This is a genomic window from Brevibacillus sp. YAE8, assembly GCF_057543335.1.
In genome coordinates, this window is sequence record NZ_BAAIYG010000022.1 from 1 (window position 1) to 12,551 (window position 12,551).

Consider the following 12,551-nt stretch of genomic DNA (forward strand, 5'->3'; position numbering starts at 1 on the left):
CTTCGTCATATTGCTGCTGTTTTTGCCCTTTACGTGGCGGCATAAGAAAATCCCCTCCGGTCAACAGTGTTGATCTCATCATACCATGAGGTCTTTTTTCACTGTCTACCATGAGGGGATAATACCAGACAAAGCAGCGGCGCAAGGGCTTTTGTTCACGCTTTTTTTTGGTCAGCGATCAGCGGCGAGGCAGAGAAGTCCGAGGACCAGGTACTTGTTCTTGCTGTTGGCAATAGCCGGGTTGTTCATCGTAAGGCCTCCTTGATAGCGTTTTCATTGTTGGGTGGGCAAAAGGCGGGACATGACCGTCTCAGGCGACAGGGGAGCGCGTTCCTCCTTTCTGAAAACTATTTTTAGACACTTTATAGACGTTTTTTTGAAAATAACTTTACGCCATCGTTTTGTTTATTGCAAGTCTTTTCGAAATATTTTCAAAGGAGCGTAAATCTCCTATAATGACAAAAGAGTGAAAGGAGGAATCTTGATGATCCGTTTGGGTGCGATCATTGCCCAGCACTCTTTGAAAGAATTGGTATCCGTGCCCATGCGCCTCCAGGACAGTTGCGAGTTGGTCATGCTGCCGTATCATCGCCTGCATGAAACGACGAACCTCTACCGGAAAAACCAGCAGCATGTCGACGGCTTTGTCCTGACCGAGCTTGCGTATGCGTACCTCATGCAAGAATGGGGCAGCTTCCCGATCCCGACATATACCCTCCAGATCAGCGAGCAGGAATTTTATAAAAAGCTGTTCCAGCTTAGCCTGCGCAATCGCGACCTGGATTTTTCCAGAGTGTATATTGATTTTGTTTTTGCGCAAAACAACTTCCTTGGCTTGAAAGAAGTCGTCGGAGCGGACTCGATGCCGTACACGCTCTCACCGGTGGAAGTGAACGACCAGATTTACGAAGCGGTACTGGATGAGCATTTGCGGCTGTGGCAGGCGGGCAAGATCGACTTTTCGATGACGAGGATGAGCAACATCGTGCAGGCGCTGACCGATCGCGGAGTGCCGCATCTGTACGTGTTTCCTTCGCCGGAGTCGGTTGCCGCGCAGTTTGAGCAGATGGCAACGGAGCTTTCCGCGATCAAGCTGGCGGAGAGCCGGATCGCGATCGGACATATTACGATTGGAAACGTCGAGACACAAAAGGAGAGCCTCAACGAGTGGGAGCTGCGGCAAATGCTGCTGCACAAATCGCTGCTGGAGTTCAGCACCGAGAAAAAAGTGCCGTTCATCATCCAGAAATCCGCGTCGAGCTTCGAAATCATCAGCTCGTTCAAAGACTTGAAGCTCTTGACGGACAACCTCACTCATTGTCTTTTGCTCACCTATCTGGAAAAGACGCTGCCGTGTCCGGTGCACATCGGCTGGGGAGTGGGCAACAGCATGTACAAGGCGAGGATGAATGCCCAATCGGCGAACAGCATGTCGGCAGCAGGCAAAACTTCCGGCACGTACGTCGTGACGGACAGCGACCAGGTCATCGGGCCGCTCGGCGAGGAGACGTGCCTGCAATACCGCAACCAGATCACCGACTACATCCAGCGCTGGAGCGAAGAGACGGACTTGTCGACGTTGCAGTTGCAAAAAATTTTGGCCGTGCTCGCCAAAACGGAGAGCAACGAGCTGACGGCGGACGAGCTGGCGTACCATCTGGGACTTACGGTGCGCAGCGCCAACCGCATCCTGAATCGGCTGGAGGAAAAAGGCGTCGCGAAAATTTTGTACAAAAAGCAGGAGAAGCTGCGGGGGCGTCCGACGAAGATTTACCAGATTCAACTGCCAGCGAATACAGACGGCCAAACTGTTTGAGTGTTCAACAATTGGTAGCAAATTCGTCACGATTCGGTCACAGATTCCCAGATTTTGGACAGCTACTTTCCAGTAAGATGGAAGTGTAGAATCAAGTAGAAAGAAGGGGTCATTGTGAACAAGAAGTGGACTCTGTTGGTTTCGGCAGTTGCCTTCTCGGCGATGCTGATGACAGCATGCGGCGGCGAAAAAGAGCAGGCGGCGAATAGCAATTCTACTACAGAGGCTCCAGCAACGGCGACTACTGGCAACGCGATCAACATCGAAGCTAGCAACTGGAAGTTTAACCAGGACACCTATGAAGTAAAAGCAGGCGAAGAGTTTACGATTAACTTCAAGTCGACCGAAGGCTTTCACGGAATCGGGATTGAAGGTTTGGACGTAGATATTCAAAAAGACGGCAGCAAAACGTTGAAAGTCGATCAGCCTGGTGAATATAAAATTTTCTGCAATGTCATCTGCGGGCCGGATCACGGTAAAATGCTCGCGACACTGGTAGTCAAATAAACACGGAACCAAACACTCTGGCTTGCTTTTCGCGGGTCAGGGTGTTTTCTTTTTTTCGCGGGGACATGGGGCATACTACACAGGTAGCACAGCATGATACAACAAGGGAGGGTCCCTCATGTCCAAGCACAACAACAAAGACAAGCGCCCGACAGAAGCGTCGGCAGGCTCGCGCAGCACGCCGCCCAAGACCGGAGAAAATACGGGCCACAATTTGCGCAAGGAAGACAAATAGAAGACCAGACAACCAAAAGCCCCCGTTTGCGCGGAGGGCTTTTTCGTGCGTAGAAGTAGGGTGAGGACTTTGCCATAAGCCCAAAAAGCGTGGCGGGGCCAGGTGTTCTCGCGTGAAAAAGCTAGAAAATGCCGCACAGCGACCAGCTTGCAAAAAGCGCAGTACCGGGCCGCATTGTGACAACGCTGCGAAACGAAAGAGCAGCGACATCGAAGTTCCGCGGCATGAAGGCAACGGTTGACCACCTGTGACCGTCTTGCGCCTCGAAAGAGCAGCGACACCCCCTCTGCTCAGCCCGGACAACACATGTTTTCCGCGCTTTTTGCACAAGGTAAGGAGGAAATGTTTTCAAGCCGGTTTTCGCGAATGGAGATGACATCCTTGGAAAAAAAGAAATATTACGTCACGCTGCAGGCCGGGACGACGGTTGCCGAGATCCGTGATGAAAAAGGCTCCGCCACTTACGATTTTGAAATCGAGGCGACAGATGTGGAAGTCGGGATGATGCGTGACCTGTTCAACAACTGTATGCACGGCGACTTCATGATGTGGATGCATGGACATACGCTCTGGTCCGACATGCCGGACCGGGACAACGACGAGTACGATGACAACTTGCGGGATATTTATCGGCTGATTTACGAGCACGGTACGGAAAAGACGCGGCATGATCTGGAGCAGATGGGATTGGTGAAGCTGTTTGGCCTGAACAGGGCAGGGCTGCGGCCTTTATAGACGGGCAGCGAAAAGAAATTACACATTTTTACATAATTCCACGACAATCCTGCCACAACTGATGGAAAAACTGACGACTAGCAAGGCGAAAAACCAAATACCCCTTGGCGCAACGCAATGCCAAGCCAAGGATGAGCGAAAAGGAGAGAGCAGCATGAACAAGTGGAAAAACAGCATGGTGATTGCAACGATTGCGATGGGGCTGGCCCTGCCGAGCTTCGCACAGGCGGCGGAGCCGGGGCTGCCCGACACAGAGATGACGCCAGCGAGCCGGATGGCGCACGACCATGGCGAGCATGGGCAGATGCACAAAAAAATGCGCCACGGCATGCATGGCAGCGTTCATCAGAAGATGTACATGCTGCTTTTGGCAGAAAAATACACCCCGGACAGCGTGGCCCAGTGGCAAGAGGTGTTCAAGGAGCGGGAGCGGCTGATGAGCGAGTTTGCCGCCCTGCGCGAAGACCCGAAATGGAAGGCGAAGCGCGAGGAGCGCAGGCAGCTCGTCAGCAAGCTGAACGAGCAGGTGAAAAAAGGCGAAATCACCAACGAGCAAATGGAGCAGCAGCTCGCCCAGTGGAAGGAGAAAAACATGGCGATGCCGGGCGCGAAGGAAGATCGCGACGCCAGGAAAGCCCGGATGGAAAAAATGCGCATGACGCACGAAGCCTTTCACGCCGCGATTGAATCGGGAGATGCGGCGAAAATCAAAGAGGTGCTGCCGCAAATGCTGGAACAAATGAAAGCAAAAAATGCGCTCTTGGCCAAAAAGCTGGAGCAAAGGAAAAAGTAGGCAGGAGAAAAGAAAAAGGCGTGCGAACCGGATGAGGGTTCGAGCACGCCTGTTTTTGTTGCGGGGCCAGTTCGGGCAACGTCAAAGTGTCGTCTTTCGGCTGGGTACGGCAACGAAAAGGAGCTGAAACGGCATCCCGCCGCCAAGCAGGAAAGCCAATTGCGGCGACAGCAGCGGCTAATCATGCAACAGCAGCAGCCGATTACGGCGACAGCAGCGGTTAATAGTCATGACAACAGCAGTCAATTACGGCGACAGCACCAGCTAGCCACTCACGACAGCACCAGCCAATACCCCCAACTCCAGCAGTTACTCCAGCTTCAGCATATTCGGTTCCACAGCCTTCGCCATCCAATGCTGATCCGTTTGCACGTGATTTTTGCGCACGAACTTCGCCGCGCTGTATTTGAAATCGGCGTAGGCAAACGAAGAGGTGAGCCGCACGACGTACCCTTCCTGCTCGCCGCCAAACACGGATTGCCGCGTGTAGCACGCCTTCACCTTTTCCTCGTCCCACGGGCCGCGGTAGAGGACAGGCGGCGTTTTCAGACCCAGCAGCTCCGCCCACTCGACGGTATCGTCCCAACCGAGGCAGACGTTCTGGTCATCCCAGACGGAGAACAGGTAGAAGTAGCTCGTCAGCTCCGCGTACCCAATCGAATGTTTGGCAAACACATTTTCCCCGCAGATGCGGTAGCCGGGGGGAAGCAGGTGGGCGATCGAGCCGTGAAGCATTTTGACCCAATGGCGGGAAGGGTGGTCGCGGCTGTCAATCGAGCGGGCGTGCATATAGTCGCGGTACAGGCTGGTGTTTTCTCCGTCCAGCTTTTCCGTCACGACGATTTCTTTGCCGACAAAGTGAGAGGTATCGCGCAAAATCCGATCGTCGTCGGTTTTGCTTCTGGACCAGGGCAGATGAAAGGTGCGCGGATACTTTCGGTAAAAGGTCGTCTGCTTATTTTCCATAGTGATCCGCCTCTTTGAAAAAGTACAGCTTCGTCAGCAGGTCCGCTCCTGCCAGATGGTAAATCTCCGAAGCGCCTTCGTCGCCGCCGTAGGCAATTTTCATGTGCATCTCGATCAGCGCGACAGCCTGGAAGACGAACGCGTCGGCGAAGCCCAGCTCCTTTAAAAAATGCGCGGCGATTTGGCTGGAGACGTACTCGTGCCCGTAGTAGCTATAGTGGCCTTTCGCTTCCTTGAACACTTTTGTGTACAATTTTCCCACGTCATGAAACAGCGCGACGATTTGCAGCAGCAGCTTGTCGTCCTCTTCGTAAAAGGTGTTGACGTACTCGAGGACGTGGTACGTGTGCCGGCAGAGCGTGTGCTGATGATGCGGGTTGTCTTGCGGAAAATCTTTCATTTGCTGAAAAAACGAGACCTTGCCCAAGGCAGCGAACAGCTCGTCGTAGGCAGGCTCGCTTTGCAGCAAGGCGGTAAAAGCTTCTTTGGTCATGCCGTAAGCAGCAGGCTCGTGCACCAGATGAACCGTGGAAAAGCCTTCCCGGTGCAGCGGGAAATGCAGGTTTTTGCGGTACTTTTCCAGCACGCTTGCGTCCAGCTTTCTTTTTCGCGCCTGATTTCGTTGCAGGCAGACGTCAAACGGCGTATTCAAGTAGTAGCATTCCGCGATCGCTGGCGCAAAACGCTCCAGAACCGCTATCCGCTTGTCCCGATCGACATTCGTCGCGTCGAAGACAACGTCGCTTCCCGCAGCAAACGCCTGCCCGATACGGGCGTAAACAGCCTGAAAGACGAGCGGATTTTTGCGCCGCTTCGCTTCGTCGCCAAACAGCTCCAGCCGAACGGCATCCGTGGAGACGAGCACTGCCCGTTCCTTTTTCGCGATCTGCTCTGCCGCACGGGTTTTGCCGCTGCCGGGAATGCCGACCATCATGATTAATTTGTTCATAAAAAGACGCTCCCCTCAAAGGTGATGCCAGGTGACAGGTGCAGGGGGTCGACTGTTTGCGCATTACATGTTGATTCCGTCCTTTAACAAATAATTCCTTATATTATAGCGTGAATTTGGCAAAAGGGAAGAAAAAAATGGGAGAGGGAGCGAGGCAGGAAAAACATCCCGTATCCGTAAGCGGACGGGACGGGATGCTTGCGTGTTTTTCGTTTACTCGTAAAATAGCTTGTCGGGTGTCCATTCCTGCACAGCTACGGTTTGTTCGGCCTGGCAAAAGCTGCACCAGCCTGTGTGCAGGCACTGGTGGTTGCGGCGATCCGGATAGCCGTTGTCCAGCTTGGCGTCGTCGATTTCCCGATAAGGGCTGTAATCGCCGTAGTAGTCGTACAGGCGTCCGGCGTCTGCGAGCAGGGTGCCGCAGCGTTGGCAAGCTTGCGAGAGAGAAGCCAATCCATTGCAAACCGGGCAGAGGTGGTCCATGGTTTTTCCCTCCAGAACATAGGCGCATGCGTATCGCTTTGCTTTTTCTACTGTGTGTCAGAACGCCGTCAGCTATGCGTACACCCGCACGCTTGGCTCGTAGCCGTAACGAAAAAAATCCTTGCGCCGCAACAGCACAGGCAGCACAAGGACGGGGTGATTGTAAAAAAGCAAAGCAGTGTGACCGCCTGCGCGCGGCAAGACGGCCATAACGGTTTGGGACGATCAAGACTTGAAGTTGTCCATGCTGGAGGAATGCCCCGGCTGCAATTTGGCGTCCGGATTGAAGTAGGCCACCGCGTTGTTGACAGCGGTAGGAGCCTCGCCGAAGCCGACGGCAATCAGCTTGACTTTGCCCGGATAGGTGGCGATGTCGCCTGCAGCGAAAATGCCAGGAATGTTCGACTCCATGCGGGAATTGACGACGATCGAGCCTTTTTCCAGCTCAAGCCCCCAGTTTTTGATCGGGCCGAGCGAGGAGATAAAGCCGAAGTTGACGATGACGGCGTCGACTTCCAGATCGCGCTCTTCTTTCGTGGTGCAGTTCGTGAGGGTAATCCGTTCGATTTTTTCTTCGCCGTGAAGGGCGGATATTTCAAAAGGCGTCGTGACGTTTACTTTGGACGCCATGAGCATTTCTACACTGTGCTCATGGGCGCGGAACTTGTCTCTGCGGTGGATGAGGTGGACTTCTTTCGCGATCGGTTCGAGCATCAAAGACCAGTCGAGAGCGGAGTCTCCGCCGCCAACGACGGCGACGCGCTGTCCTTTGAAGGAGTTCAGGTCGGTGACAAAATAGTGCAGATTGGATTTTTCAAATTTGACGGCATCCGGATGTTCCAGTCTGCGGGGTTCGAACGCGCCCACGCCGGCTGTGATGATGACAGACTTGGAGTAGTGTACGCCTTTGTCCGTAGTGATTTCAAATACATCGTCCGCTTTTTTCTCTACGTTTTCCACTTTCTCTTCCAGGCAAACGGTTTGCTGAAAACGCGAAATCTGCTCCTTCAGATTATTGATTAAATCTTGCGCCAAAACCTTCGGGAACCCGGCTACATCGTAAATGTATTTTTCCGGATAGAGAGCAGACAGTTGCCCGCCAAGCTGGGGCATGCTCTCAATGATTTTCACACTTGCCTGCCGCATGCCGCCGTAAAAAGCGGTGAACAAACCGGCAGGACCTCCACCAATGATCGTAATGTCGTAGATTTGCTCGTCCTTTTGCAGAAAATTCAATCGAAAGCACCTCCGAATAGTCGAAAAACGAACTCCCCACCCATTATAACCCAACAAATGAAAGAAAAAAAAGCAGGGAAAATTCGGCTTCTTGGGCAAAAAACCCTTGCAAATCACGGTAGCACCCGATAAGATGAGGGTGACTGTAAAGAAATTGTCACATTTGTTGTTTGCAAGTTTGTGCTTTTTTTCACAGGTTGGATTTTAGGACATAACAGGCAATCATTTTCGATACGTCATTTTTTATTCGTTGGGGCATCTTAGTACGTAACAGCCTACGTGAAATTTCGCACAAACTTCCTCTGGTTACCATTAACAATGAATGGAAGGGATACCGATGAGTACACCCAAAATCCTCATTCTTGGCGCAGGATACGGCGGTTTGCTGACCACGTTGCAGCTTCAAAAAAAGCTGAATTACAACGAGGCGGAAATTACGCTCGTAAACAAGCACAACTATCATTACATCACGACCTGGCTGCACGAGCCGGCTGCGGGCACGGCTTCTGCTGACCATGCGCGCGTCAATCTGGAAAAGCTTTTGAATCAGGACAAAGTGCAGTTTGTCAAAGGCACGGTCCAGTCGATCCAGCCGGAAGAACAGAGCGTCACGCTGGAAAGCGGCGACGTGCTGACGTACGATTACCTCGTGATCGGGCTTGGCAGCGAGCCGGAGACGTTTGGCATCGAAGGGCTGAAAGAGCACGCCTTCAGCATTCGCAGCATCAACGCCGTCCGCCATATTCGCGAGCATATCGAGTACATGTTTTCCAAATATAAAAACGAGCCGCACCGCACTGACTATCTGACTTTCGTGGTCGGGGGCGCTGGCTTTACGGGAATCGAATTTTGCGGAGAGTTGGGCGATCGCCTGCCTGAGCTGTGCCAGGAGTTTGACGTGGACCCTGAGCTGGTCAAGGTGTATTGCATCGAAGCGGCGCCATCTGCGCTGCCGGGCTTCGATCCCGAGCTGGTTCAGTACGCGATGGACGTGCTGGAGCGCAAAGGCATCGAGTTCAAAATCGGCACCCCGATCAAGCAGTGCACGCCGGATGGAGTGCTTTTGGCGACCGGGGAAGAGATCAAATCGAAAACGGTGGTCTGGGCAGCGGGTGTTCGCGGCAACAGCATCGTGGAAAAAGCGGGCTTCGAGGTCATGCGCGGCCGCGTCAAGGTAGACGAATACTTGCGTGCGCCTGGCTATGAAAATGTGTTTGTCGTCGGCGACTGCGCCCTCATTTTCAACGAGGAAGGACGTCCGTATCCGCCGACAGCGCAAATCGCCGTGCAGGAAGGCGAGACGCTCGGAGAAAACCTCGCCGCGCTCATTCGCGGAGAGCTTCCGCAAAAGTTCGTCCCGCATCTGCAAGGCACGCTGGCCTCTCTCGGCAAAGGCGAAGGAATCGGCCAGGTCGGCTCGAAAAAGCTGTTTGGCAGCACAGCAGCGATGATGAAAAAGGCAAGCGACCTGCGCTACCTGTACAAAATCGGCGGCGTCGGCCTTGCGCTGAAAAAGGTGAAGCTGTAAGCGATGCGTCACGCGAGCATTCAAGTCAGAGGGCTGATGACCCGCGACGAAATGGAGCGGTACAATGCGTTGATGGAAGTGGGCGCTTTTTTGGAAGAGCAAGGGCGGCACGACCTGGCATGGCATGTACAGCGTGAGGTAGATATTCTCATCCTGCCTGCCATCGATCGGCTCAAGGAAAAGGGCCGGGAGAGGGATCGGGAAAATCTGCGCTACATGATTGACAATGGGCTTCTGGATGACGACGACGATTGATCTGGTACCCCCGGCGAGCGATTGCCGGGGGTTTCGTGTACAATCAAAAGTGGGACAGAAAGCTTGGAAGAGAAAGGAAGCGAGCAGCATGCGCGAAGGAAAAGTGTGGCTGGGAGCCTGCGGGATCGTCATCCGCGGGGAAGAAGCGCTGGTAGTCAAAAAAGCGTACAGCGGGCTGAAGGGACAATGGTCGTTTCCGGCGGGGTTCGTGCAGGAGGGCGAGACGGTCGACGAGGCAGCGGCGCGCGAGGTTTTGGAAGAAACGGGTGTCAAGGCTGTCGTGCGGCAGATCGCGGGCATCCGCTCGGGCGTCATTCGCGAGTCGATCAGCGACAACATGGTCGTTTTCTGGATGGATTACGTGAGCGGCGAGCCTCGTCCACAGGAGGGCGAAATTGTGGAGGCGCGATTTTTGCCGATTCGCGAGCTGATGGATGACCCGCTTTCTTCTACATACTTGAAAATTATTTTGCCTGGCTATATAAGACGGGAGGAAGGCATGGAGGGGCAATCCTATGAGATTGATCCCGTCTTTCAGTACACCTCCTATAAAATCTTCAAGCAAGGCTGAGAATAGGAAAGCTAAACCGCGATGTTTCCGCTTACATCGCGGTTTTTTCTGCGATATCGGAGAAAAACTGTGTTGTGAAGAACGGTTCTGTTCTGCTATAGTTAGATACATCAAAATAATCTGAAAATACATGCAATTAATAACGGAGCATGTATGGAGAAAGGGGAGCTCATCATGAGACATAACCAAGAACAATGCCCGTACTGCCATGGCCAAGGGTATTTCCAACTGCTCCTGGGTGGCACGGAAAATTGCCCGAACTGTGATGGCGCAGGAAAAGACGTTCATCAGGAAGCAGTATCCACGAACAAATAGCACACACCGTTGTTGCATAGAGCAAGAGCCGTCAGGGGATGATGCCCGGCGGTTCTTTTCGTCTGCGCTCGCGGCGGTTGTTCGTATTGACCTGTATCTGCCATTTTTGCTACACTAAAAGGCGAAAACAGCCCGTCCTCCTTTGATTTGCCGACCGAAAAAAGGCAAAGCCGGAGACGATGGCAGGAGGTCTTGCGGTCGATGAGCTTATTGCAATTTATGGTTTCCATCGTTTTGTTCACCGTGCTCGGTTTTGGCATTGGGTTTATTTTAAACATGATTTTGAAAACGACATGGCTTCCTGTCGTGATCGGAGTCGGCGTGGTCGTAGGGGCGCTGATCTATCAAAAGATCGTTCCCGGCGTCTGGGATGCCGTGATTCTCGGCTGCGGAATGGCAGGGACTGTCGGCAGCGGCTGGACGATTTCCACCCTGCGCAAAAAAGGATACCGGATGTTTTAGCGGATGCAAGACAGGCCTTGTTTGAGGGCCTGTTTTTCTTTTGCCATGAAGAAACATACTGAATCTTTCTGAAACAATCCAAAATTTGTGTATAGTTTTCTCCTCTTCGGGACATGACTAGAACCGAGAGGAGGTTTACCAAGAAATGAATGGGAAGCAGTTCGTAAGTATCCTCGCGCTGTTCATCCTGGTCTTGACGGCGTTTGCAAGGGATGGATACGGCTACAACGTGGTAGGAGACCACAATCTCCAATCCACCTTCGGAATCAAGGAAATCAAAGAGGGGCAACGGGTCGTCAAAAAACGGACAGTATCGGCCAGTTCACTCACTCAAGTCATTGATAAAGCGGATGTAGTTCTCGATCAATACCCAAAAGTTCGCGTCGTCGCGACCGGCTACTACGCCGGGTTCGAGTCGACCGGAAAAAACCCTTCCGACCCGTCCTACGGGATTACGTACTCGGGCGTGAAGGTTCGCCGGGACGACTATTCGACGATTGCCGCCGACTTGCGCATTTTCCCGCTGGGAACGATCCTGTACATACCAGGCTACGGATACGGGGTTGTGGCGGACAAGGGCGGAGCGATTCGCGGACACAAGATCGACCTGTACTTCGAGACGAAGCAAGACGTATTCAACCAATGGGGCAAAAAATCAGTCGATGTATATATCGTCAGACGCGGGGAAGGAAAGCTGACCGAGGCTTTTCTCAACAACCTGAACCAAAAGGGCATCGCCGCGATGGCGGAAGTAGCCAACTAGATGCCCGGACCAAAACAACTGCATAACGAAAGCGAAGACAAAAAATACCGCAACGGCGGTAGGAAAGCAAACAGAAAAAAACGTTCAAGGCGATGGCTTTGAACGTTTTTTGGCTTGGCTGGCAAGTACGCGGATTGGCGGCGCAGCCTTGGCTTATGTATGAATCAGCTTGACGAGCTGCTCCAGCCCGTCGAGAATGCGGGGAGACGGACGGCAGTACAGCCCTTCCTCCAGCAAGTGAACCTGGCCCTGGCGAATCGCTGTCATGTCGCTCCACTCCGGGCGGCTCGTGATCGTTTCCGGCTTGATGCGCCGAAGCTCGATCCCGCACCAGACGACGCATATATGGTCAGGGTCGCGCTCCTGCACCATCTCCCGCGTCGCCTTCACGTTGGCGACGGGAAAGTCGGCGAACACATTGACGGCCCCGGCGATCTCGCTCACGTCTGTCAGCCAGTTTTCCCGGCCCGGGGTGTAGATCGGGTTGGGCCACCATTCCCAGTACAGCTTAGGGCGGCGGGAAAAGGCAGCGGTCTGTTGTCGGATGCTTTCTATTCTTTCGTCAAAGGAAGCCGCAAGCTGCTCGGCTTGCTTGTGAAAGCCTGTCGCTTCGCCGACCAGCCTGATGTCAGCGGCGATTTCGCCGATTCGCGACGGATTCAGCACGATATGCGGGATTCCTCGCTCCCGCAGCGCCTCCACATTTTTTTCCATGCCGGGGACGCTCAGCGAGGCGACGACCAGATCAGGCTGGAGCGCAACTACCCGCTCCATGTCGATGGAGAGGTCGGGGCCGACGCGGGGCAAGTGCTGCCATTCGGGAGGCCAGTCGGAGTGATCGTCCAGCCCCACTACGTGCTCATGCAGACCTAAATAATAGAGGATTTCCGTATTGCTCGGACAGATGGAAACGATACGCATGTGAATCCCCCCTGTG

15 protein-coding genes are annotated in these 12,551 nt (G+C 53.5%); 10 read left to right on the top strand and 5 right to left on the bottom strand.

All coding sequences use genetic code 11. From position 1 onward, the window contains the following. Positions 1-484: 484 nt before the first annotated feature. The 4 genes from AC27IT_RS20430 to AC27IT_RS20445 all read left to right on the top strand — a co-directional run bounded on the left by AC27IT_RS20430 (position 485) and on the right by AC27IT_RS20445 (position 4,086). Positions 485-1,816 carry a helix-turn-helix domain-containing protein gene (locus AC27IT_RS20430; protein ID WP_283858192.1) on the top strand — a complete coding sequence of 444 codons (1,332 nt, stop codon included), beginning with the start codon at positions 485-487 and terminating at the stop codon, positions 1,814-1,816. 114 nt (positions 1,817-1,930) lie between these two features. Next, positions 1,931-2,323 (top strand): cupredoxin domain-containing protein, encoded by a 393-nt coding sequence (locus AC27IT_RS20435; protein ID WP_005836423.1) that lies wholly within the window; start codon positions 1,931-1,933, stop codon positions 2,321-2,323. 607 nt (positions 2,324-2,930) lie between these two features. After that, positions 2,931-3,293, top strand: coding sequence for a hypothetical protein (locus tag AC27IT_RS20440; protein ID WP_035317468.1), 363 nt, complete (start codon positions 2,931-2,933; stop codon positions 3,291-3,293). Positions 3,294-3,447: 154 nt separating this feature from the next. After that, entirely contained in the window at positions 3,448-4,086 is a 639-nt protein-coding gene (locus AC27IT_RS20445; protein WP_007785720.1) for a hypothetical protein, read from the top strand. Between the two features lie 309 nt (positions 4,087-4,395). Here AC27IT_RS20445 and AC27IT_RS20450 read toward each other — a convergent pair whose 3' ends face one another. The 4 genes from AC27IT_RS20450 to AC27IT_RS20465 all read right to left on the bottom strand — a co-directional run bounded on the left by AC27IT_RS20450 (position 4,396) and on the right by AC27IT_RS20465 (position 7,720). Further along, positions 4,396-5,052, bottom strand: coding sequence for an RNA ligase family protein (locus AC27IT_RS20450; RefSeq protein ID WP_197187124.1), 657 nt, complete (start codon positions 5,050-5,052; stop codon positions 4,396-4,398). Then, positions 5,042-6,001 (bottom strand): AAA family ATPase, encoded by a 960-nt coding sequence (locus AC27IT_RS20455; RefSeq protein WP_197187125.1) that lies wholly within the window; start codon positions 5,999-6,001, stop codon positions 5,042-5,044. The genes AC27IT_RS20450 and AC27IT_RS20455 overlap by 11 nt, the downstream gene beginning before the upstream one ends. A gap of 213 nt (positions 6,002-6,214) precedes the next feature. After that, positions 6,215-6,484 carry a hypothetical protein gene (locus AC27IT_RS20460; RefSeq protein WP_005836432.1) on the bottom strand — a complete coding sequence of 90 codons (270 nt, stop codon included), beginning with the start codon at positions 6,482-6,484 and terminating at the stop codon, positions 6,215-6,217. A gap of 225 nt (positions 6,485-6,709) precedes the next feature. Next, positions 6,710-7,720: an NAD(P)/FAD-dependent oxidoreductase gene (locus tag AC27IT_RS20465; RefSeq protein WP_005836434.1), complete on the bottom strand. Its 1,011-nt coding sequence runs from the start codon at positions 7,718-7,720 to the stop codon at positions 6,710-6,712. Between the two features lie 337 nt (positions 7,721-8,057). Between AC27IT_RS20465 and AC27IT_RS20470 the strand changes: the two genes are divergently transcribed. From AC27IT_RS20470 to AC27IT_RS20495, 6 genes are all read left to right on the top strand, one after another. Continuing rightward, positions 8,058-9,248, top strand: coding sequence for an NAD(P)/FAD-dependent oxidoreductase (locus tag AC27IT_RS20470; protein WP_005836436.1), 1,191 nt, complete (start codon positions 8,058-8,060; stop codon positions 9,246-9,248). A gap of 3 nt (positions 9,249-9,251) precedes the next feature. After that, entirely contained in the window at positions 9,252-9,503 is a 252-nt protein-coding gene (locus AC27IT_RS20475) for a hypothetical protein (RefSeq protein WP_007785712.1), read from the top strand. An 88-nt stretch (positions 9,504-9,591) separates the two neighbouring features. Then, entirely contained in the window at positions 9,592-10,074 is a 483-nt protein-coding gene (locus tag AC27IT_RS20480) for an NUDIX domain-containing protein (RefSeq protein WP_283858190.1), read from the top strand. A gap of 153 nt (positions 10,075-10,227) precedes the next feature. Further along, positions 10,228-10,389, top strand: coding sequence for a YuiA family protein (locus AC27IT_RS20485; RefSeq protein ID WP_005836443.1), 162 nt, complete (start codon positions 10,228-10,230; stop codon positions 10,387-10,389). Between the two features lie 201 nt (positions 10,390-10,590). Continuing rightward, entirely contained in the window at positions 10,591-10,851 is a 261-nt protein-coding gene (locus AC27IT_RS20490; RefSeq protein ID WP_005836445.1) for a YuiB family protein, read from the top strand. Between the two features lie 145 nt (positions 10,852-10,996). Further along, a complete protein-coding gene (locus AC27IT_RS20495) occupies positions 10,997-11,614 on the top strand; it encodes a 3D domain-containing protein (protein ID WP_283858189.1) in 618 nt (205 codons plus the stop codon). Positions 11,615-11,767: 153 nt separating this feature from the next. On the opposite strand, the gene AC27IT_RS20500 is transcribed toward AC27IT_RS20495, so the two are convergent. Beyond that, on the bottom strand, positions 11,768-12,535 hold the full coding sequence (locus AC27IT_RS20500) for a cobalamin-binding protein (RefSeq protein ID WP_007785710.1): 768 nt from the start codon (positions 12,533-12,535) through the stop codon (positions 11,768-11,770). Positions 12,536-12,551 lie beyond the last annotated feature (16 nt).